This window comes from Candidatus Moraniibacteriota bacterium (assembly GCA_016699425.1).
GTDB lineage: Bacteria > Patescibacteriota > Minisyncoccia > Moranbacterales > UBA1568 > SSEF01.
Genome location: CP064975.1, coordinates 771,827 through 794,235, shown reverse-complemented (window position 1 = coordinate 794,235; position 22,409 = coordinate 771,827). Strand labels below are relative to the sequence as shown.

Genomic DNA, 22,409 nt, shown 5'->3' with positions numbered 1-22,409 from the left:
TATTAGTCGCCTTTCATACAATGTTGTCTGAAGAGACTATAGAGCAGGTCGATGAACTGTGTGCATATTTTATCAAATACTCTGTCGTCGATGTCTGCCAGGGTAGTATCTCCCAGTATCAACCGTGCATTCTTGAGAGCAGAGTTTCCCTGCAAATGAGCGAGGTCATTGAGAAACTCCTTATATAACTGTAGGTCCGCATATATCTGCTCGCGCTGCCCGGTACTGTTCGTTTGAGGAGGTAGAGATGCAAGTGCATAGGGCAGATCTGACATGTGGCAATCTAATAGTTCTCTCAAAGATCCGGCGCAGTGTTCCTTCCACAGACTATCGGAAATCCTATCTTGGTTCTCCCGGAAAAGGGATTTTGTATTTTCGAGCACCTGCTCAGGGGAAACTGTTTTCTCAAAATTCTTCACTTTCCATATCAGTTGGATATAGGCAGCGACGATCACTATGTGGCGCTTGGGAATAGCAACAAAGGAGTATTCATATCCTCCTGTTGAGACACCCTCTTGCTCACTTAATAGTGGATCTTTGGATTCATCCATGTTGAAACTTTACACCCTCCGGGGACTATAATCTACATGCCCTATATCTTCGGGCACTCGGGTCATCCGATAATAAATACTCAGTGCGGAGAGGGCGGGATTCGAACTATCAGTATGCGATTAACTTTGAATCTTCTCGCGATCTTTCCAATACTGAAAGAGGCGTGGAAGAATCGGGAGGAGCTTATACTCACGATGAGAAGAGATGATGCGGTTTCGCTCTGGCAGGATATGTTCAGAGAGCGGCAAGCATTCCTCTCCTTGGGATCCGTAGACGAGCTTCTCCCACGCAACAGAACTTGGCGCTACAGCATAGATCCGCATGGTGTATCCGAGCTCCTGCATGGCCGCCACCGCATTGAGCATGGCTCGCAGGACCTGGTGCGGCTGCGAGACTATCACTGCACTTTTCCAGCCCTTCTTCTGAGCAAGAGTAATGAAAGCGAGACTTTCTTCTCGCGTATCATAGGCAGGAGGAGTATGCAGAATAATCCGCGAGGAAACGCCCCGCATTCTGAGTGACGATGCCCATGCATTCGCGCCAAGCCAAACCGCTCCCGGATCATTCATTTCCTTGTGCCGCCCATCCGAGCCGTTAATGACAACTTTCTCCATCACGTGTTCTTTCAGGAAAAGAGTTGCGACAAACTCGTGTAATTCATCCCCCCGAGAGCGGGCATGATAGAAAGCAGCGTCAACCGTTTCATGAGGACGGTCGCTGAGAACCATAATAGTTGCCCGATACAGATCATCTATGTCCAAGATGTTTTTCATATTCTTGGCGGGCCACTCGGGTTCAGTACCCAGTGATAAGGCCGTTGAAGGGTAATCTGGGAGTCTTTTTAAGACTCTACTGAGGCACGCGAGTCTAAGTTATGATTATTTTTTTCCGTTATTTTTTGGATCAAATTCCACGGTCCATTCAATGCCATATTTGTCTCTAAACATTGCAAAATAGGTGCCCCAAGGGCTTTCTGCCATCGGCATCTCGACTGCCCCACCTGCCGAAAGGCCGCTCCATATTCTATCGGCCTCTTCTTTGCTTTCTGCGCTGACTGCTATTTTGGATCTGTTCTCGTTTTCGCTCACCCGTCCCATGCTTTCTGGAACGTCATTGGCAATTAACATGTTTTTGCCGATAGGCAGAGCAATGCGCATTATTTTATTTGCCTCATTTTCGGGTACTGGGAACTCGGCGCTTGCTATGTCTTTGAAACGAGTAATACCAGCGAATTCTCCACCGAAAATGGATTTGTAAAACGTAAACGCTTCTTCGGCATTTCCGTTGAAGTTAATATAAGGATTGATTGTTGCCATAGTGTATTTTTCTCGATTTATTAATATTATTTAACCAAATCTTCCATTGTCTTTTTCTTGAGTATTCTCATTTCATCGCCATAATTGATAACTTCCTCGAATTTATTCAGGTCGAACTTACGGAATATAGAGTTCCCGCTACTGTCGAGGATAAAATATCCACCATCCTTTAATACCCTGTGTATTTCATCGAGGCAAAGCTCTTCATCCCCTGAAAAAATATCCAGGGCTCGCATATGCACTATATTAACCATGCTCGATTTCATACGAGCCAATCCTCTGGTAATCTCATCTCCAATCTTAAGGATCGTCTTCCCTTGCCAGAACTCATCTTCAGTATAGGGCTGAATTTTTGGGTCAGGACTATCGGCCGGCCGTGACAAAAGATCTATGCCTACCACTCTATTGATCCCGAGTCTTCCGGCGGCTCGTACATCAGGTGAACTCCCGCATCCGGCATCTACGAATATTCCACCCTGTACCTCTCCTTTTATGGTATCGAGCAATCTCACAAATTCTGGCGGCATAAGGGGGTAGGCAAGATCGCCGTAAAGATGCGTCATTCCATTAGAAGCACTTATATTGTGACTGAAGACCTCCTCGGTCTCGGCTAAGATTTCTGCCATTTTTGGATTGTCATATCCAAGCAAGGTTTCAGAGAGCTTCTCCCTCGGTTCTTCCTCTGGTTTTTCAGATTTTGGCCAGGTTGGTTCAGGCATAGCTTAAAATGGAAGTCCCTAGTATCTTCCTATTACGCTTTACTGCTTCTTCTCAAAAACAGAATAAAAATTTTCCTTCTGCGGAGAGGGAGGGATTTACCCCTCCGGGGTATAAACTTCTCATCTCCTTCCTCTCCACTATAGAACAAATCCCCAAACCTCTGAAGAGGCCCGGGGATTGGTCATGGCGGAGAGGGAGGGATTCGGTCACAGATAGTTCACTCGCCGTCGCTCATGAACTTCCGCGACCCCGACTCGCGGTTTTGCGTGCTCGGCAAAACATCGCTCCGTCTTTCTCACCCTCACGAAAGTGCCGCAGGGCACTTTCTCCTCATCCTTGCTTCACTTTGTTACGCTGCGGGCCATCTCGAGTTAGAACCTCCAGAAATCAAGCCAGTTAAGGAGATTTTAGCACGATTTCAAGATTTTCTTCGACGCATCCCGTGCGGGATAACCTCTATCAAAGAAATGAATATGGCTCTATTCGATGAAGCCTCCACTCTGATGACTCCAAAGATTCGCGTATACGCCTTGTTTGGCAAGCAATTCTTTGTGGGTACCAACTTCAACAATAGCGCCGTCCTCCAGGACGACAATTCTATCCATTTTTTGAATGGTACTTAAGCGGTGAGCAATCACGAGCGTGGTTTTTTCCTTCATAAGTTCGATGAAAGCTTCTTGAATATAAGCCTCACTCACACTATCAAGAGAACTGGTCGCTTCGTCCAGGACAAGGATGGGAGAATTCTTTAGCATTGCCCTCGCAATGGCGACGCGCTGGCGTTCACCGCCCGAGAGTTTTACGCCGCGCTCTCCTACCAATGTTTCGTAGCCATTAGAGAGTTTGGCAATGAATCCATGGGCATGGGCTTTTTTAGCCACTTCTTGGATTTCTTGGTCAGTGGCTTCTGGCTTTCCGTAGGCGATATTTTCCCGAATGCTCCTGTGAAACAAAATGGAATCTTGGGGTACATAAGAGATAACGGAGCGTAGGTCGTTTTGAGTCAGTGTCCGGATGTCTTGGCCATCAATAAGAATACTTCCTTGGTTAACATCAGCGAACCGAAGAAGAAGCTTGGTAATGGTTGATTTGCCGGCGCCAGAGTGCCCAACCAGGCCGATGCGCTCTCCCGGCTGTATTTCAAGCGAGAAACTTTCAAAAACAGATACGCCGTCCTGATACCGAAAGGTAACGTCATTAAAAACAATATGGCCATCTTTAATCGCTAGCTTTTGCGGAGAGGCTGGGTCAGCAATTTCAATAGGCAAGTCAAAAATATCCACCACTTCTTTCATCTCGGTCATCGCCTTCACTGCTTTAGTAAGAGATTTCCCAAGGTTCCAGAGAATATCAAACAAATTAAGCATGTAAAGCTGCAACAGCACGATCATGCCAATGGAAAGCTCTCCTGCAGACCAGAGCCGTATAGAAAGAAAAATAACAGAGACCTGCAAGATTCCCATGAGGCACCCTTGGACAGTATACTGAAAGTTACCATAGTTCCACGCCCGGCGACGCTTCTCTTCCTCATCTGCCGTAACGGCCTGGAAGCTTTTCCTTTCCTGCTTATCGGCACCGAACACTTTGATGTTGAGGACGTTGAGTATGGAATCGGCTAGGCGAGCGGTAACAGAAGAGTCTGCTTCCGCTTCACTCAGGTCATATCCTATTTTCTTCCGGATAAACAAGCCGGTGATGAAAATGTACACGGCGGTCCAGGCAAGAAATATCCACGCCAAAACCGGTGCTTTGATGAACAGCACAACAATAATACCGGTCAATACCAACAAAGAGAACCAGAGTTGGAAACTGACGACATCGAAAAAGGTTTCGAACGATCGGGTAAAACGCTTTGCTTTAGCGACTATGCTCCCTGAGAAATTATTGGAAAAGAAGTGGTACGAGTGACGAAGCAGTCTTCGAAATGCCGTATCATGGAGTTCCTTCATGATGTTGCTTTGGAAATACGAGTTCGCGTAATCTCCCATACGAAAACCAATGTTATGTAAAATAATCGAACCACAGAGCAAGAACCACAAAAACATGGTTCGCTCAATAATTACTTCTCTTTCCCCACCCGAAGAGAGCGCGTCAATGAGCTCTTTGTAGATATACGGCCTAAGGATACTGTCGAACGCTACCCCAACCGCGTAGCCTGAAAACACTAGGGTGCAAGATACCCAATGTTTCCGAGCATGAGGCCAGATATAGAAAAAAATTCTTGAAAAATTAGCTTTCATTACACTAAAATTGGGAAACAATTAAAAAATGGCTCGTGCTATCTCTAAGATGGCGGAGAGGGAGGGATTTACCCCTCCGGGGTATAAACTTCTCATCTCCTTCACTCTCCCACTATAAACCAAATCCCCAAGCCTCTGAAGAGGCCCGGGGATTGGTCATGGCGGAGAGGGAGGGATTCGAACCCTCGAGGGAGATTAATCCCTGCCACGTTAGCAGTGTGGTGCCTTCAGCCAGCTCGGCCACCTCTCCAATTTCTATTGTCTGAGAACATTTTCGAGGGAGAGCAATCCCTGCCATGTTAGTCCCGCATCAAGCGGGACGCGGCCCCACCCTGGCGGAGTGAAGTGCCTTCAGTCCCGTCAAGCGGGACCACCTCTCCAATGCGGTATGCTTTTGCCACAGTAGCACGGTGCCGCCCCTCTATCAAGCCATAATCTTTCGAGTCGGTGCACGGAATCCGCCGGCCCTTCAGGGATTCTCGGATTTGCCTTATAGTGGAGGAGTAAAAGCCGAGTGGACCGAAACGAAAGAGTGAGCGTAATAATATTTCTACCCTAATGGCCTCTGAACTCAGTCTCACCGCCGCACCGATACCGAAACTGATCAAGCTGGTTTCCTTGCCGGTTATGGTGGGGTTCTTCTTCAACACGATGTTCAATGTGGTCGATACGTATTTCGGCGGACAGGTCTCGACCGAGGCGCTGGCCGCACTGACGTTTTCCTTTCCGGTCTTCTTTCTCATCATCATCTTTGATGCGGGGACATCGACGGGTATCACGGCGCTCATCGCCAACCTGATCGGTGCCAAGCAAACGGACCTCGTGCATCGGTATGCCGCACAGTCGGTTTCTTTCGCGCTTGTGTTGTCGCTTTTCCTGACACTCGCGGGACTGGCGTTCTCTCCGGCGCTCTTTCGGTTGCTCGGAGCCGAGGGGACGACACTGGCGCTCGCCCTCGAATACATGGACGTGATCTTCTATGGGTCGGTCTGTTTCATGTTGCTCAGTGTGTTCAACGCGTTTCTGCAGGCGGCCGGTGATACGCGCACGTATCGGAATTTTCTCATAGTTGGTTTCTTTCTGAACGTGCTCCTCGATCCCTGGTTTCTGTATGGGGGATTCGGACTGCCAGCCCTCGGTTTCCGAGGGATCGCACTCGCGACCATACTGATCCAGATCGCCGGCGTCCTCTACCTCTACCGACAGGTCGTCAGGGTTGACTTCATCGCTCAGGTGTCGCTCAGAGATTTCGTACCGGACATGCAGATCTTTCGTGAAATCGCCCGGCAGGCCGTCCCAGCCAGTCTGAACCTCGCGACGATTGGGGTGGGAATTTTCATCATCACGCACTTCATTGCTGGCTTTGGCGAGAACGCCGTCGCGGCCTATGGGATCGCCACCCGGATCGAGCAGATTGCCCTCCTCCCGACGATCGGTCTCACCATCGCCTGCCTGACCATCGTCGGACAGAACAATGGTGCCAAGCAGTTCGACCGGGTCCGGGAAACCTTTCGTCTCTGCCTCTGGTATGGCCTCACCATCATGGCGGTCGGGAGTGTGTTGGTATTCTTCCTCTCGGGGACTCTGATGGAATTCTTCACGGCCGATGCTGACGTGGCGAATATCGGGAGTCACTACCTGAAGATCGCAGCCTTTATCTTTCTAGCCTACGCGATACTCTTTGTCGCGGTCTCGCTTTTGCAGGGGATGAAGCGCCCGGTCTATCCTGTCGCGATCGGACTCTATCGGCAGATCCTCGCCCCGGTGCTCGTTTTCCCGCTCCTCACTACGGCCTTGGGCCTGGGGATCGATGGTGTGTGGTGGGGTATCTTTGGTATCACTTGGTCGGCGGCCATCATCACTCTTTTGTATGCGTGGCGGGTACTGGATCGCTGCTTGACAATCGCGCCTCCTCACGCGATAGTGTCCGGACGAGAGGGGTAGTTCTCTGGGTCTTCAGGGATTTGAGGATGTGCTCTAGAATAGAGGGGCGTGCGGTGGGGAAGAAGTGAGTACGCGTGTCGGTGCAGTGTGATGGTGTGGACTGATACTCTGATTGGATCCCTCGTGGGGGATGGAATGATAGAACGGTTGATATGACGAGCACAGCAGTTGCATACGCGGCCTCCAAGCGGGTTTTGATATCTTCCCTGTCGGTGTTTGTTTTTGGTGTCGCCGGAGTGACGGTAGAGCCACCGACTCCCGCGCTCCCTCCTCCGGAGCCGGAAGATGATCCGCCAGTTTTCCCCACACCAGCGGCCACCATACCAGTCGAGTATGCACCAGCCTGGCATGAATTCACGGCGTATCAGGCGGGTGTAGACGAGCCAGAAGAAGCGCCGGAGCAGAAACCAGTGCCCGTTCGACCGAAAGTGAAAGCGGCCCCATCGGCTCCGGTGAAGATTCCCAAACAGACCAAGAAGCCGAACCAGATTGTGATCCCGTTTTCGCAGGCCCCGCCGATAGCGAGTCAGGTGAGAAAAGTAAATGGCAAAAATGTCTGCGCCCATAAGGATGATGACCCGCACAAGAGTTATCAGGGCAAAAAGGTACATATTGACCGCCAATGCTGTCTCGATCCCGATGAGATCCCCAATCCGCGTTGTCACTATCCGAAACTCGAGAAGGCGAGGTAAGGAGGAGTGATCGAGAAACATTCGTTATCCGTACTCATACCCATGCAAAATACACAATCCCGACCAGGACTGACGACCGCGAGGGTAGAGGCTTTCAGTGATGGCGTCTTTGCGATCGCCATCACGCTCCTGGTCCTCGGTATCGCTGAACCCGCACTCGAATCGACGGAACTCCATTCGGGTACGCTCTTTGACACGGTCGTTCTCCTTTGGCCGAAAATTCTTAGCTTCGCCATCGGCTTTTCTGTGATCGGCATCTTCTGGATGGGGCATACGATCATGTTTCACTATATTGTCCGGGCTGATCGACTCCTTATCGGATTCAATACCCTCCTCCTCATGATGGTCTCATTCTTTCCTTTTCCGGCGGCGCTCATCGGCACCTATAGCGAAGACCTGACGGCCGTGGTCTTGTACGGGACGACGCTGTTCCTCGCGGGTGTGTTCTTCAGCCTGATTTGGTGGCATGCGACCCGTCATCGGCGGCTGATCAGACAGGACTTGGACCCGGCAATCATCGCACTTGGTCGCAAGGTCATTCGCTTTGCATCGGCGGGGTATGGGCTGGCGGTATTGCTCGCCTTCATCGACCCGCGCTGGAGTCTCGGTCTCTATATCCTCGTCCCACTGGCCTATATCTTGCCGGGCCCAGTCGATCGGCTGATCCATTTCGCCGAGGCAGAACAGCGGGTTCATTGAACACAGTGGTATAGTACGTCTCATAAGTAATAACCTCTACTTCTATGTCACGTGTCAGCACCTACCTGAATTTCCCTCGCTCGACCGAAGCGGCATTCAATTTCTATCGGTCCGTCTTTGGTGGCGAGTTCGAGGGCGGAATACACCGTATGGGCGAAGTGCCATCACAGGAGGGGCAGCCGCCGATAGCCGAAGCGGACAAGCAGCTAGTCATGCATATCGTCCTCCCGATCCTCGGCGGGCACCGGCTCATGGGGACGGACGCACCGGAGTCGATGGGCTTCACGGTGAAGCCCGGGAACAATGTATACATCAATCTGGAGCCGGACACCCGAGTGGAAACAGAAAAACTCTTTGCGGCTCTGTCAGCGGGCGGGCAGGTCGGGATGCCGCTCACGGATATGTTTTGGGGGGATTACTTCGGCTCCTGCACGGACCAATACGGCATCCAGTGGATGTTCAATTGCGCAGAGAAAAAATAATCTCCGAGCGTAAGCTTAGGGGATGGAGGGCTCCATGCTCAAGTGTGGTGAGCGAAGCTCGAAAGGTATGAAACTCCGGACGTAAGCCTGTGGGAGATTCATAATTCTCGCCGTTCAGGCGTATACTCAAGGTATTATTAATTAACTATAAATACGTGTCGAATATAAATCGTTGGTATCTCTATGATTTTGCAAACTCCTTTGCTTCATCGGTTATTATTTTTTATTTCCCACTACTTTTGGCAGAACGTGGGGCAAGTGATACTTGGATAGGTATTTCTGCTGCTGTTTCAACGGTCATCCTTCTTATATTTTATCCGGGTCTCGGCTATAAAGCGGATAGAAGTCAGAGAACACTCATGAAATATATGCGAGCGTCATCCCTGATCATGGTACTCGCATTATTTGCGATAGGGTTTATGACAAATACGCTTTTTGAAGATTATACATATACAATGCTCTTTACGCTCTGCCTCCTTTATATTCTTTTCCAGGCTTCGTTTCAGGGATCTTATGTCTTCTATACGTCCTTCATGCAGCGTTTCAAGGAAATGGGTTACAACAAAGATAAGATTTCAGGGCTTGGTATGGGACTGGGGCAGCTAGGTAACGCTGTAAGTATCGGAATCATGGGAGCATTCGTTGCTGGAGGCTCGTTGATACTATTTGGTTTGAGCGGGAAAAGCCTTGCTTTGGTCTTAGGGGGAATCACCTTCATGGTTTTAGCCATTCCCTTTCTCATACAGAAATCAGAAGATGGACTCAATCAAACCGGATTTTCTGAAGCCAAGTTTTCTTTGAAGGATTTTTTGAGAAAAGTTCTTTTGGATAAAAAAGTATTTTATTACCTACTCGGGTATATGTTCGTAGCAGATTCGATATCAACTCTACAGATATATCTTACGCTGTATCTCAAAAATGTTTTTGGTTTTACAGAAAAGATGTCTAGTATGGGCGGAGCAGTAAGCCTGGGTATGCTTTTTATCACCTGCATGACACTTGGTTTCTTTGCCTATAAAATTACCAATAGAAATAAGATGTTGGTGATAGGAGGACTGGTATACGTTGTTGCGTTTCTGCTCTTCGGCTTTGCGCCAAAAGCTCCTCTGTATGCTTATCTCAGTCTCATATTTGCAGGATTCGCCTACGGGTTGTTCTTTCCTCTTGCTCGCTCTCTCTATTCAGATATTATTCCCAAAGAATCACAAGCTGAATATTTCAGCTCCTTTGTTATCTTTGAAAGAGCGGCTACGATTATTGGCCCTCTTGTTTGGGTGGCGGTATTTTGGCTCCTTAGTGAGTACCCAATGGAGTATAGATATAGGGTCAACGTAATAATTCTTTCCTTTACGGCAATGATCGGAATCTATTTCATAAGGCAAGCTCTTGCTCTGACTCGAGTGGAATCTCACTAATTCAACGCTATTCGTTTGGATGCTGCTCGAAAGAGTTTCAAATTTTGGCGGTGGCGGGGGATAGATGATTCGTTGGATTTTCCTTCATGACACAAGAGACAGCACTCGAAATCTTGAAATTAGGGAAGAATGTCTTCCTCACCGGACCAGCTGGGAGCGGGAAGACATTTGTCCTGAATCGCTATATCCAGTATCTCCGAGCGCAAAAAGTCGAGGTCGCGGTGACGGCTTCGACTGGGATCGCGGCGACCCATATGAATGGCGTGACAATCCATGCGTGGTCGGGTCTTGGCATCCGGGATACGCTCACGGAGCGCGAAGCAGAAGAAACGGCTGAGAGCGGGGATCTCGTCGCTCGCTACCGCAAGACGAAGGTTCTCATCATCGATGAAGTGTCGATGCTCGACGCCGATCGTCTAGACGCGGTTGAAAGGCTGTGCCGCGCGATGAAGGATCCGTTCCTCCCGTTTGGTGGTCTTCAGGTCGTCCTGTGCGGTGACTTCTTCCAACTGCCGCCGGTCAGCCGTGGGCCAAAAACCGTGCGATTCGCCTTCGAGTCAGCAGCGTGGCAGGCGATGGATCTCAGGGTTTGCTATCTCGAGGAGCAGCACCGGCACGAAGATGATCGTCTGAAGAGTCTTTTGCAGGCTATCCGTTCGTGTGCGGTGGACGAAGACATCCACAGCTTGCTCCAGGAGCGGGTCCAGGCATCGACCTCCGGCAGTGTGCTCGCCGCGTCGGCTGCCAAACTCTTCACACACAATGTCGATGTCGATAGGCTGAACAATCTTGAGCTCCTCCGTATCGATGCGCCGGCCTATGCGTACACGATGAAGCTTCGGGGGAAACGCGCGTTCGCTGAGACCTTGCAGAAAAGTTGCCTCGCACCCGAACGGCTGGTGTTGAAGGTGGGTGCGCGGGTGATGTTTGTGAAGAATAATTTTGATAACGGGTATGTGAATGGGACGCTGGGTCGAGTCGTCAGGTTTGACGGACAGACGAGAATGCCCATTATTGAAACCTTGTCCGGACGTGAGGTGGCAGTCACATCAGCCGAGTGGCAACTCTCTGATGGAGTAGACGTAACGGCTTCGATCGAACAATTACCGCTCCGACTCGCCTGGGCGGTGACAGTGCACAAGAGTCAGGGCATGAGTCTGGATGCGGCCGAGGTCGATCTGCGGAAATCATTCGAATACGGCATGGGCTATGTGGCATTGTCGCGGGTCCGGAGGCTCTCGGGCTTGTTCATCCGAGGGATCAATGCGCGGGCGCTGGAAGTGCATCCGACGGTGAGCCAATGTGACAGTGCCCTCTTGCAGCGCTCCTTGCGGGCTGTCGAAGAGTTCCATGCCCTCAAACCGGAGGATCGACTGAGACTCCAAATCGCCTTTGCTGGACGACCAGCGGAAGCGGCTGCGGATCCGGAAGCCGGGAGCGAGGCACGGTCGACATCCCTTCAAAAAGTCCGGAAGAAAAGTCCGCTGGCGTACAAAAGTTGGAAGGAGGCTGACGATGAGAGGTTGATCCTCGAGTATCGATCAGGGAAGAAGACTGCGGCGCTCGCAAAACTGTTCGCTCGCACTCCTGGCGCGATCGCCGCCCGGCTGAGAAAGCTTGGCCTGAAAGAATAGGCCCTGCCAAGGCTGGCGCGCGGTGCCCTCCAACCGGAGTACCGTGTGTGTGATCGTCTGAGCGGATCCGTCGACATGCTACAGTAGATTGAGAGTAGGCGCATGAAACATTGATCATATGACCCGATTAGTAGTGGGAGTGAGTGTCGTCATCGTCTGCCTCTTATTCGGCTTGGTGTTCGCCCGGGGATATTTGACATCCCGTGGCCCGGCGATGGAAGATACGTCAGTAGGAGGTGAAACGGCTCTGCGGGTTGGGTCGCGAGAATCGGGGGAGGTTGGGGTTTCTGATACTCAAGAAGAATCTATGAATATCGAACACGACTGGCAGAATTTCACTCCGGACTATATCAATTTGACTCCGAATATCGTGCGGCTTGGCGAAGCAGGCGCGTTCGCTCAGGCGGATGACTTGAAGGTGAAAGTGATTGATGTCTTGAACGACGGACGTTGTCCCAAGAATGTCAATTGTGGTAATGCGGGATGGGCGACCGTGCTGGTAGAAACGGAGTTTGCCGGAACGGTCGAGCAGCATGAGATGCGGATTCATGGGGGTAATTCGGGTATACTCATGCCGCCGGAAGCCTGGAGCAATAAGGCGGGTTCAGGAAATGTCCTCGAGATTGGGCCATACAAGATGTTTCTGGCAGCCCTCAGACCATACCCCTCGCTGAATGAAAAGATTGCGAAAGGCGACTATCAGGGACTCTTTCTCGCGGATACTCTTGAAAACCTGGATTTCAAGAAGCGGCTCGTTGCGACTGCATCGGAAGTACTCAAGCAGCATCTCTCCGATTCTGAGAAGTATTATGCCGTCGGTCTGACGACTACAGGGACGGGGACAGTTGTTGCATATCGGGTACAGTATATCATCCCGTACGGGCCAGCTGATCAGCAGGCCTGGGTTGAGGTCGAGCGGACTGGTGAAGAGTTGCGGGCGACGAAGTTTGGGCGTTAGAATATCAAGGGGATTTCTCAATCATTCGCATAATATCTCATAAACATATGTCAATCACAAAGCCCGGTACACAGTGTGAAAGTTGTCTGATGCCATTCGATAAGGACCCGGGGCAGCGCGAAGATAGCCGGTACTGCAGCTATTGTTTCAAGAATGGCAAGCTTTGTTATGAAGGGGAAGACCTGAAGGAGTTTCAGCGAGTCGCGTATGAGAACATGGTCGGCCATGGGATGAACAAGTTCAAAGCGAAGTTTTTTGCTTGGATGATTCGTTTCGCCCCGCGCTGGAAACGATAGCTTCGCAAATCTGATCCAGAACGCATCGCTGGAAACTGCCCGACCCTCCCTTTCTGGAGTTGTTTCAGTGTAGTATCATTCCTTCTCGTTGGCTGATAATAAATCCTGAAAGTGTATGTTCTTGTCCGTTCTGAAACAGTACCAGTTGCCGCTCGCCGTTTTTTTCACGGGCGGTGCGGTGCTCGTAGTGGAAGTTGTCGCGACGCGCATCCTATCGCCCTATTTTGGGAACACCATCTTTACTTTCTCGAGTGTTATCAGTGTTATCCTCGCTGCTCTGAGTGTCGGCTATGCGGCCGGCGGCCGACTCTCGGACCGGTATCCGAGCGAGCGGCTGTTTGCGGCGATCATCGCAGCGAGCGGCCTCTGTATCTATGTCGTCTATTGGCTCGTGGTGCTCGTTCTCCCATCGGCGGCCTATACACTCGATGTCGTCAGCGGTCCGCTCATTGCTTCGCTTGCGCTCTTTTTCTTGCCGGCTTGCCTCCTTGGTCTGCTTTCGCCGTTCGCTATCACGCTTCAAAGCCGAAGTTTTCCTCAGCAGGGGATCGGGGCAGTGTCGGGATCGATTTTCTTCTGGTCTACGGCCGGGAGCATTGTCGGCAGTCTCGGAACCGGATTTTTTCTCATCCCCCATTTCGGGGTGAGCGCGATATTGATGGGTATCGCGGGACTACTGCTCATACTGGGGCTCAGCTTGTTTCTTGCCGCCGGAGTACGCAAGGCGATCATCGTCGGGACAGTGATGGCCTGCATCGGCGGAGTGGTGTCGGCACCAGTGGAACCTGTTGGGTTGGCTGTCTATAGCCAGGATACGCAGTATCAGCGGGTCGATGTGGTTGATGGTTTATACGACGATCAGCCAACGAGATTCTTCCTCCAGGACCACGCCCCTTCGGGAGCGATGTTTCTCGACAGCGATGAGTTCGTTTTGGAGATTGCGAAATATACCGCCTTGTATCGAGTTCTACATCCCGATGTCCGCCAGGCCCTCATCATCGGTGGCGGCGCATACAATATCCCCAAGAAGCTATTAAATGATATTCCCAATATCCAGGTGGATGTGGCCGAGATCGACCCGGCACTTTTGCCGATTGCACAGCGATATTTTGGGCTGACAGCCGATAGCCGTCTCACAAATCACATCGCCGATGGCCGACGGTTTCTCCACGATACGTCCCGGACGTATGACCTCATCTATAGCGATGTCTACTACTCGCTTTTTCTCCTGCCCCATCTCGCGACGGCGGAATTTTTTTTAGCCGCCAAAGAGAAGCTGAGCACAGACGGTTTGTTCCTTGGAAATTTCATCGGCGAGCTCTCGTCTGACGGAACCACATCGCTCCTTCTTTCTGAGATGCGCACATTCCAAGAAGTCTTCCCTAATAGTTACTTCTTCCTGACGGAACCAGCGCACCCGACCGAGGCACAGAACATCGTTTTCCTGGGCTACAATAGTCCGCAGTCGATTGATTTCCAATCCGTGGTTTTCACAGAGCATGCCGATCCCCTCCTTCGTTCACTCGGGGCGAAGCGGATTGATACAACCCCGCTCCATTTGGCGCGTTTTCCGAAGATGACGGATGATTATGCGCCCGTCGAATATCTCATCGGTCGTCTCGTGGCAAGTGCGCCCGGTGCTCGACCGATTCAGCTTCCGCAAGCACAGCAGTAGAGAATAGACCGATTTATTATTCGACGGCCTGCCTCAGTTGGGTGTACCAGAGGCCATACCCAGCCGCACTCGGATGGAAGAGGTCGGTCGCATGATAGCGATAGGGTAAGAGTGCAAAGGGATCGCTCTCGGGACGTTCGATGAAGAGGTCGATATACGTAGTGCCGGTTTTCTCGGCGGCGGCCATGAAGATGGCACGGACAGCGAGCGTCCGGCGCGTCCAGATCGAGGTGAATGGCCGGGGGAAAATCGGCGCATTACCCACATTGCCCGCAGTGAGGAGGAAGACTTCTCCTGCGACACGGTCTGAGATGCGATGGGCTTCTCGGAGCACGGTTTCGATGTCCTGGCCTAGCTGCGCAAGCAGAGAGAAACGGACGATGTCATTGCCACCGATTTGGATGATGATGCGCTGAAAGTGATGATCGGGAAGGCTTCGAAGGATAGGAATGAGGTCAGCAGTCAGGCTCCCGGAAACGGAAACATTGGTTACTGTCCAATTGGGGAAGTCGGCGGCATAGCGGCCGGCGACGGAGAGAGCAGGATCGAGCGCACCGACTCCGACGCCGGTTGAGTCTCCTGCAAAAAGCACTTTCGGGGCCGCCGGACTCAATTGTCGTTCAAAGGGAACAGCTCCTTCGACAAGTATCGCACTTCGCGCAACGAGACGATGGACGCGAAGATACACGAAAACGCCGTAGCCGATCGTCACGATGAGAAGCACGGTACCGATTGGTGAAAGGAACGTCATACCACTCTATTGTAACAGCTCTCAGCCGAGCACGGCCCTGGAGAGGCTTATCGGGCGATGACGACACCCCAGACGGTTTTCGCTCCGGCAGCCTTTAGGGCGCGGGCGCATTCGTCGAGTGTGGTCGCAGTGGTCGCGACATCATCGATGAGCCAGATGTATTTCCCGACGACAGGTCCGGCGGTTTCGAGTTGGATGGCGAAGGCGTTCGTTAAGTTGGCCAAGCGTTCCGGTTTCGAGTCGGTTTTCATCTGTGGCTTGGTGAAGCGGATGCGTTGGAGGAGATCGGACCGCATGGGGACGGGCGTTCCGGGGAGGAGCTGGGCCATGAGTCTGTCCGCGAGCACCTCAGCTTGATTGAAACCGCGAAAACGCAGTCGTCTGGCATGGAGCGGGACGGGGATGACGAGATCGGGGAGAGGAAACGGGTGATGAACGATACTTTCAGCGAGAAGTATGGCGAGCGGATCGGCCGCCGAATCGATGAAGCGGTACTTCAGAGCGAAGACGAGCTTTTGGAGGAGACGATGGCGATACGATCGGGCGATGAAGAGGCCATCTAGGGCGGTCCGTGGTCGGCAGCCGCGGCAAGTGGCGCCATTTTTCTGATACGGTTTGCGGCAGACCGGACACTCTTGAAACTCGCGTTCTGGGATGGAACTGAGGCAGACCGGGCAGGCAAGTGTGCCTTCGCTTTCGCAGCCGAAGCAGTGGAGTGGAAAAAGTAAATCAACCACCCATTGCCGGCTGAGGGTGAACCACTTAGCGAGCGAGGACCGTGCCGCGTTGGATTGAGAGGGCGAGTCGTTTGGGGAGTCGCTTCCCGAGCATCCGCTCGGCGAGGACAGATTCGACATATTCTTGGACATTCTTCCTTATGAGCCGAGCACCTTGCTCGGGGGCGAAGCTTTTTTCAGCAATCCAGCGAGTGATCGCGGTCGGGATGGTGAGGATGATGCCTTGCTTTGCGAGTCGGGCCTTCAGTTGGTCGAGCTCGAGTGTGGCGATGCGTTCGATCGCCTGTTGGTCGAGGGCATTGAAGACGATCACCTGATCGAGACGGCCAAGGAGTTCAGGGCGCATCTCTTTCTTCAGCTCCTCGAGGACTTCGCGTTTGATCGCTTCGAATTCGGCGCGCAAGACCCGCCCCGGGACGGCCTCAGCGAAGCCAACCTTGGCGGATTGGGTGAAGCTCGCAGTGCCGATATTTGAGGTGAGGATGATGAGAGTATTCTTGAAGGAAACGCGGCGGCCCTCGGCATCTGTGAGCACCCCTTCATCGAGGATTTGAAGGAGGATATTGAAGACATCTGGGTGTGCCTTCTCGATCTCATCAAAGAGGACGACGGCGTAGGGGCGACGACGGATCGCTTCGGTGAGTTTCCCCCCGTCACCATAGCCGACATACCCCGCCGGCGCGCCGATAATTTGGGCGACCGAGTGGCGCTCCATGAATTCACTCATATCGAGGCGGATAAGTGCCTTCTCATCGCCGAAGAATTCCAGAGCCAGGACTTTGGCCAGATGCGTCTTACCGACGCCGGTCGGACCGAGCAGGAGGAAAGAGCCAAGCGGGCGGTTCGGGTCATTCACGCCCGAGATGGAACGTGCGAGAGTCGTGAGGACTTTCTCTTTGGCAGTCTCCTGACCGATAACTTTCGTCCCCAGGGCTGACTTTACCCGCTCGAGTCGAGCGGCGGGCGTGTCTTCAGACAGCCGGGCGAAGGGGATGCCAGTGGCTCGAGAGACGATTTCCAGGATATCGGCGTGTTTGACGATAGCACGCTTTGATTTTGGTTCGGCGGCCGAGGCATGCTCAGTCACGTCCTGGAGTCGTTTCTGGATGAGGGTGATGGATCGCTTCAAAGCCTCCGCCTCGTCGTAGGCGCCTTCAGCGATGAGGTGTTCTTTCTCATGTTCGGCTTCACCGAGTTCACGTTCGAGGGCGAGGAGAGTGGAGAAGTTACTTTTGCTGGGACCCGCTTTCCGGTGTCGGACGAGCGAGGCGGCTTCATCGATGAGGTCGAGTGCTTTGTCTGGGAGGAAGCGATCAGGGATATAGCGGACCGAGAGATCAACAGCCGAACGCAGGGCGGCCGCATCGATCACGAGGGCGTGGAAAGCTTCATAGGCGCTTTGGGCTTGCTCGAGAATCTGGAGCGTCTCCTCGGGCGTCGGTTCGGGGAGTTGGAGCGGCTGGAAGCGGCGTTCGAGCGCGGCGTCTTTCTCAAAGTGCCGCTTGAATTCAGAATAAGTCGTCGCGCCGATGACTTGGATTTCACCGCGCGCGAGGGCCGGCTTCAGGATATTGGCCGCATCCAAACCGCCCTGAGTATTGCCGGTGCCGATGAGTGTATGAATCTCATCGATGAAGAGGATGACGTCGGGGCGTTGGCGTACTTCGTGGATGAGCTCTTTCACCCGATTCTCAAATTCACCCCGGAAACTTGTCCCAGCGACGAGGGAGGCGAGGTCGAGAGAGTAGATGCGTTTCCCCGACAGTACCGGGCCGGCCTGACCCTCTTTCATGCGGAGCGCCAAGGCAGTGACGAGTGCGGTCTTGCCGACACCCGGGTCACCGACGAGGATCGCATTGTTCTTTTCTTTGCGGCCAAGGATATGAGTGAGTCGGTCCAATTCGCGCTCTCGGCCGACGAAGCGGGTCTCGCTCCCGGCGGTCTCTGTCAGTTCGACCGCGTGCTGTTCGAGGAAGGAGGCACCATTGGCACCTTCGCGTTCTCGCATCTCGCCCCGGATCAGTGGGAGATCGGGGAAATCAAACATCCGAGCCAGTTCGGGAAAGTGCTCAAACCGCAGATGGGTGTCGAGCGCCGTGCGAACTTTTTCTTCACTGACCTCAAGTGTCTCAATGATGGCGAGGAGTGATGGGTCTTCGGATTCGAGGAGGGCCGCGACCAAATGCTCAGTCCCGACGTATGGATAGCCATGCTCTTTGGCGAGGACATAAGCACGCTTCACGATCGACTGGGCGACAGGGGAGAGGACGGGCGAATACTCTGACCCACCAAGGTGTTTCTTCGCGGGTGCTTTCTTCAGACACAGCTTTCCGACAGCGTCTTTCTTGAAACCGATATTTTCGAGGAGGATGCTGCCGAGGCTGCCCGCTTCGAGGGAAAGGGCGAGGAGGAGGTGGCGCGGTTCGATCTCGGTGGTCCGGGTATACCGAGCCATGTCACGCGCCTCTTTCAGAGCGTGCCGCGCATGAAACGAGAGCTTTTCGCCAAAGGCTGGAGTGAGCATAGAGTAGGCATATTCTACGGTGTTGGGAGGGGACTGTCAATGTGAACTTGAGCCAAGCTCTAGCGTTGGTCCAGTGTAAATCACGTCTGGTACCCTTATCGAATACGAATAGCCGAGCGAACTCGGTAATGCCGGCATGTAATATCTCGATTATATAGAGAGTGAAGCGTCGGTACGGACTTCGAAATAACAAGGGGAAATGGGTCAATGGACTATGTAGCGTACGGTGGCTGATTGTGCGTAATCAATGCCTTGTCCGGGAGCTCCAAAAACATTAGCTCGGTCACATCCACCTGAGTTGCATTGCCTCACATACGCTGTCATCTCAAACACCCCGGGGATATTCCAATATGTCGGACCGACAAGCCATTGATGCGAACCAGTACTGTCCCCTGGCGACAACTGTATCAATCGATTACTCCCATAGGTGCCATCAGTGACAGTTGCATAAGGAGTGATCAGGGTATTGACCAAGATCACCTGTGAATTTTCCGGAGCACCCGTGATGCTCCAGCTGCTATAGATGGGTGACAGGATGCTGTAGGAGCTGTTTGTTTGTGGGAGAGTCAACCGAATGGTCGTCCCAGTCGGTGTCGGGCTCGGTGTCGGAGTACTACTTCCCATGCATGTCCCGGTGAAATCCAGCCCGAACAGTCGTATCGTGGTATCAGACAATGGGGTATAGGTGGCGGTTTCGGTGACGGTCCGGACATTGCAGGTATACCCACGATTATTGGTCAGTGTTTGGGAATAGTTGGGAATGATATCAAAGCTTGAAGCCGTCGCATTGCGAATCAGAACACCGACTTCGGGAGCGAGGTCGTTGCCATGTCCGAGAGCGCTCATTTGACAGGTAATCCGCAAATTCATCGAGAGGTTGTCATTGGCCGCGCTACCGGCAAACCATACTTCTGTCCGAATCGGTGTCCCATCCGGATTGATCCGATTACTCACCCAGTTCTTGTCCAGTAAATATTGAGGCGAACCGGGGGCGGCACAGGCAATTCCTGGGGTGCCCGGTGTCCCTGGATTGCCCGGATTTCCAGGATTGCCCGGCGTTCCCGGAATACCTGGCGTGCTCGGTGTCCCAGGATTTGTACTCGGGATTGCAACCGTCGTCACTCCCACCACATTCGACCAGGTTGAGACTCCAGCTGAGGTGATCGCACGGACATGGTAGGAATAGCTGGTACCGGGAGTGAGGGTGGTGTCGGTAAAACTCGTGGTATTGGACGTACCCAGGGGAGGTAAAGACGGTACAGGTCAGTCCCGTACAGCGTTCCACCTCATACCCGGTCGCTCCAGGCACTGCTCCCCATGAGAGGATTGCACTCGAAGCAGACGGAGCCGTCACACCAAGGCTCGCTGGCGAAGCGATGGGAGCAACAATGACCGCGCCGGATGTATCTCTGGGCAAGGTGACGAGATCACCTCCACCTCCCAGGCCTCCACCCGTGCCACTCGCTCCACCTCCGCCCGTACTAGGGGTGGGGGTGGTTGTAGCCACCGCTCCCGTCGAGAGGGATGTGGTACTACAGCTCACCGTATCCCAACCGGTACGGATGAGACCGGTTGTAGTATTGATGATGGGAAGCGTCAAGATGAAGTTGACCGTGACCCAGGCTAAGAGGACGACACCGAGTCCAATCAAAGCCGCGAACATGCCTCCTTTGGCAAAGGTCATGCGACCTTCATTCCCCCCTGAGGTGAGGTAGATGATGGCCATCGCGACCAAGACGGCGACCGCGACTGCGGCCATGATGTTTCGGAGGAAGACGACGATGCGACTTAAGCCAACTAACAGGTGGCAGAGGGTGCAACGGATGTGCCTTGAGTAGGATCCGTACTAGCGAGGATATCGGGATCTGGGGTGGAGAGGCCACAAGGAATGAGGCCTGCGTGGAGAGACGTGGTGGGGACGAGGGAAGGGTCGTGGTAGCCAGAATGAAGAGAGCGAGGAAGATGAGAAGGGAGCGGGGCATTTTTTTGAGAGGTGGGTTTTTGGGTAGTGTAGCACAAGTAAGTCTTGGACTTGAAGTTTCTCCATTACAGGAACGATGTATCCTTCTGAAAAAAAACAAGGTTGTGCTATAGTAGCAATGAAATAAAAACACATGTTCGGATTCAACAAGCCCACATTTCTCGGTATCGATTTCGGTACGTCTTCGATCAAAGCAGTAGAGCTGAGTGTCGAGGGAGGGGAAGTGCATCTGAAGAATTACGCTGAAATAAATCTCTCGACGATTGAGAAAGAAACGGGGAATACTCAGGGGAACTATGATGCCCGGGTGACGACCTATCTTCGCACCCTGCTCGACCGGCTTCAGCCTGGGACGAAGCAGGTCTATATCGCCATGCCAGCCTTCATTGGTCTCGTGGCGCTTGTCGAGTTTCCAAAAATGAGTGAGAAGGAGTTGCAGGAAGCGATTCAATTCGAGGCACACAAATACATCCCGTCGCCCCTGGAGGACGTGGCACTGTCGTGGGAAATCGTCGGAGAAATTCCTGTCCCCGGCGCGAACCAAGGTGACCAGAGTAGGAATCGGGTGGAAGTACTCCTCGTCGCAGCTCGAAATAAAGAAGTCGAACGGTACGAGAGTTATATCAAGTCGGTTGGTTTCGATATGCAGCTTCTTGAGCTCGAGACTTTTTCCATGGTACGTTCCGTCGTCGATGGTGACCAGGGCGTGTATCTCGTCGCGGATATCGGATCACGAGCGACCAACCTCGTGCTCGTTGAGAATGGTCTGGTGAAGGTCAGTCGCAACCTCGATGTCGGTGGACGAGATGTGACACGTACCCTGACCGAGGGACTCAATATCGCCGAGGATCGAGCCGAAGCACTCAAGAAGAGTAGTAAAGATTATTTGAACACTCCGGGGACGAAACTTATCTTCCCGGCGCTCGAGGCTATCGGTTCGGAGATGGAACGGATTATCTCTATGCACCGGCTGAAACATCCGGATCGCCCGATTGATGGTATAATTCTTTCAGGTGGGACAGCTGGCCTCACTGGTCTCACGGCGTATTATAGCGGGCTGCTCAATCTACCAGTCACGATTGGTAACCCGTGGAAGCGGGTCACTTATGCGCCGGAGCTTGAGGGAGCCATCAACCGAATGGGGACATCGTTTTCGGTGGCGCTTGGGCTCGCGCTTCAGGGAGCGAATCGAATACTCAAGAAAAAATAAAAACACATACATACACAATATCCATGGCTGGCATCAATCTCTCTCAGTCTATCAAGGAAAAGCAGGCTCTCGCTCGGGGCAGTTTTTTCGATCGAGGCTTTCTCATTAATGTTGTGATTTTTCTCGCTGTCCTGGGTCTGTACGGCGGGCTCCATTGGTATCTCGGCACGCTCGGTGGGGAGTTGTCTGTACTTCAAGCAGAGTCAAAGCAAAAGACCGCAAAGTTGAAGGGGGCGAATGCCGATGTCGTGACGGATTTCCATGTCCGCATGACAGCGATCGGGACGAATCTTCCACAGAACCCCGATCCACTCGACGTGCTGGGAGAGCTAGAGCAGATGACGCTCCCGACGATCCGTCTGACAGAATATGCCCGACATCAAGCTGAGGCTGAGCTCGGCGTTCAGGGAGTGACAACCAATCTGAAATATCTGGCACAACAGATGCTCGCCTACAAGAAGGCGAAGGGAGTCACAGCTGTCCATGTCGAGAGCGTGAAGTATAACGATACCGGAGAGATTGAATTCGAGCTCCTGTTGCCACTCACCTCAGCCCCTTCCTCAGCCGCCTTTTAATTCACCAC

General features: G+C 52.6%; 21 protein-coding genes and 1 tRNA gene. 11 read left to right on the top strand and 11 right to left on the bottom strand.

Translation table 11 applies throughout. The features are described from left to right. Positions 1-2: 2 nt before the first annotated feature. From IPJ68_04045 to IPJ68_04020, 6 genes are all read right to left on the bottom strand, one after another. A complete protein-coding gene (locus IPJ68_04045) occupies positions 3-551 on the bottom strand; it encodes a hypothetical protein (protein ID QQR78227.1) in 549 nt (182 codons plus the stop codon). Between the two features lie 120 nt (positions 552-671). Then, positions 672-1,325 (bottom strand): hypothetical protein, encoded by a 654-nt coding sequence (locus tag IPJ68_04040; GenBank protein ID QQR78226.1) that lies wholly within the window; start codon positions 1,323-1,325, stop codon positions 672-674. A 105-nt stretch (positions 1,326-1,430) separates the two neighbouring features. Then, positions 1,431-1,868 carry a VOC family protein gene (locus IPJ68_04035; GenBank protein QQR78225.1) on the bottom strand — a complete coding sequence of 146 codons (438 nt, stop codon included), beginning with the start codon at positions 1,866-1,868 and terminating at the stop codon, positions 1,431-1,433. Between the two features lie 26 nt (positions 1,869-1,894). Continuing rightward, a complete protein-coding gene (locus IPJ68_04030) occupies positions 1,895-2,587 on the bottom strand; it encodes a methyltransferase domain-containing protein (GenBank protein ID QQR78224.1) in 693 nt (230 codons plus the stop codon). Positions 2,588-3,067: 480 nt separating this feature from the next. Next, positions 3,068-4,828 (bottom strand): ABC transporter ATP-binding protein, encoded by a 1,761-nt coding sequence (locus tag IPJ68_04025; GenBank protein ID QQR78223.1) that lies wholly within the window; start codon positions 4,826-4,828, stop codon positions 3,068-3,070. Positions 4,829-4,987: 159 nt separating this feature from the next. Beyond that, positions 4,988-5,078, bottom strand: a tRNA-Ser gene (locus IPJ68_04020). Positions 5,079-5,386: 308 nt separating this feature from the next. Here IPJ68_04020 and IPJ68_04015 point away from each other — a divergent pair. The 9 genes from IPJ68_04015 to IPJ68_03975 all read left to right on the top strand — a co-directional run bounded on the left by IPJ68_04015 (position 5,387) and on the right by IPJ68_03975 (position 14,623). Then, the gene (locus tag IPJ68_04015; protein ID QQR78222.1) at positions 5,387-6,772 is read left to right on the top strand and encodes an MATE family efflux transporter; all 1,386 of its coding nucleotides are present in this window, start codon (positions 5,387-5,389) and stop codon (positions 6,770-6,772) included. A 152-nt stretch (positions 6,773-6,924) separates the two neighbouring features. After that, the gene (locus IPJ68_04010; GenBank protein ID QQR78221.1) at positions 6,925-7,464 is read left to right on the top strand and encodes a hypothetical protein; all 540 of its coding nucleotides are present in this window, start codon (positions 6,925-6,927) and stop codon (positions 7,462-7,464) included. 42 nt (positions 7,465-7,506) lie between these two features. Further along, positions 7,507-8,163, top strand: a complete 657-nt coding sequence (locus IPJ68_04005) for a DUF1211 domain-containing protein (GenBank protein QQR78220.1) — start codon at positions 7,507-7,509, stop codon at positions 8,161-8,163. Positions 8,164-8,207: 44 nt separating this feature from the next. Continuing rightward, positions 8,208-8,645, top strand: a complete 438-nt coding sequence (locus IPJ68_04000) for a VOC family protein (GenBank protein ID QQR78219.1) — start codon at positions 8,208-8,210, stop codon at positions 8,643-8,645. A gap of 155 nt (positions 8,646-8,800) precedes the next feature. Then, positions 8,801-10,060, top strand: a complete 1,260-nt coding sequence (locus IPJ68_03995; GenBank protein ID QQR78218.1) for an MFS transporter — start codon at positions 8,801-8,803, stop codon at positions 10,058-10,060. A gap of 86 nt (positions 10,061-10,146) precedes the next feature. Continuing rightward, a complete protein-coding gene (locus IPJ68_03990) occupies positions 10,147-11,694 on the top strand; it encodes an AAA family ATPase (protein ID QQR78217.1) in 1,548 nt (515 codons plus the stop codon). A gap of 307 nt (positions 11,695-12,001) precedes the next feature. Beyond that, positions 12,002-12,652 carry a hypothetical protein gene (locus tag IPJ68_03985; GenBank protein QQR78216.1) on the top strand — a complete coding sequence of 217 codons (651 nt, stop codon included), beginning with the start codon at positions 12,002-12,004 and terminating at the stop codon, positions 12,650-12,652. 47 nt (positions 12,653-12,699) lie between these two features. Then, positions 12,700-12,948, top strand: a complete 249-nt coding sequence (locus IPJ68_03980) for a hypothetical protein (protein ID QQR78215.1) — start codon at positions 12,700-12,702, stop codon at positions 12,946-12,948. A 115-nt stretch (positions 12,949-13,063) separates the two neighbouring features. Continuing rightward, a complete protein-coding gene (locus IPJ68_03975; protein ID QQR78214.1) occupies positions 13,064-14,623 on the top strand; it encodes a fused MFS/spermidine synthase in 1,560 nt (519 codons plus the stop codon). Between the two features lie 16 nt (positions 14,624-14,639). Here IPJ68_03975 and IPJ68_03970 read toward each other — a convergent pair whose 3' ends face one another. From IPJ68_03970 to IPJ68_03950, 5 genes are all read right to left on the bottom strand, one after another. Continuing rightward, on the bottom strand, positions 14,640-15,374 hold the full coding sequence (locus IPJ68_03970; GenBank protein QQR78213.1) for a hypothetical protein: 735 nt from the start codon (positions 15,372-15,374) through the stop codon (positions 14,640-14,642). Positions 15,375-15,421: 47 nt separating this feature from the next. Next, the gene (locus IPJ68_03965) at positions 15,422-16,111 is read right to left on the bottom strand and encodes a ComF family protein (GenBank protein ID QQR78212.1); all 690 of its coding nucleotides are present in this window, start codon (positions 16,109-16,111) and stop codon (positions 15,422-15,424) included. Positions 16,112-16,136: 25 nt separating this feature from the next. Next, a complete protein-coding gene (locus IPJ68_03960) occupies positions 16,137-18,635 on the bottom strand; it encodes an ATP-dependent Clp protease ATP-binding subunit (GenBank protein ID QQR78211.1) in 2,499 nt (832 codons plus the stop codon). A gap of 204 nt (positions 18,636-18,839) precedes the next feature. After that, positions 18,840-19,589, bottom strand: a complete 750-nt coding sequence (locus IPJ68_03955; GenBank protein QQR78210.1) for a hypothetical protein — start codon at positions 19,587-19,589, stop codon at positions 18,840-18,842. Continuing rightward, positions 19,582-20,394 carry a hypothetical protein gene (locus IPJ68_03950; GenBank protein QQR78209.1) on the bottom strand — a complete coding sequence of 271 codons (813 nt, stop codon included), beginning with the start codon at positions 20,392-20,394 and terminating at the stop codon, positions 19,582-19,584. The genes IPJ68_03955 and IPJ68_03950 overlap by 8 nt, the downstream gene beginning before the upstream one ends. A 355-nt stretch (positions 20,395-20,749) precedes the next feature. Between IPJ68_03950 and pilM the strand changes: the two genes are divergently transcribed. Together pilM and IPJ68_03940 are read left to right on the top strand one after the other, a co-directional pair. Continuing rightward, positions 20,750-21,826, top strand: coding sequence for a type IV pilus assembly protein PilM (pilM, locus tag IPJ68_03945; protein QQR78208.1), 1,077 nt, complete (start codon positions 20,750-20,752; stop codon positions 21,824-21,826). Positions 21,827-21,849: 23 nt separating this feature from the next. Beyond that, positions 21,850-22,401: a hypothetical protein gene (locus IPJ68_03940; GenBank protein ID QQR78207.1), complete on the top strand. Its 552-nt coding sequence runs from the start codon at positions 21,850-21,852 to the stop codon at positions 22,399-22,401. The last annotated feature ends 8 nt before the right edge of the window (positions 22,402-22,409 follow it).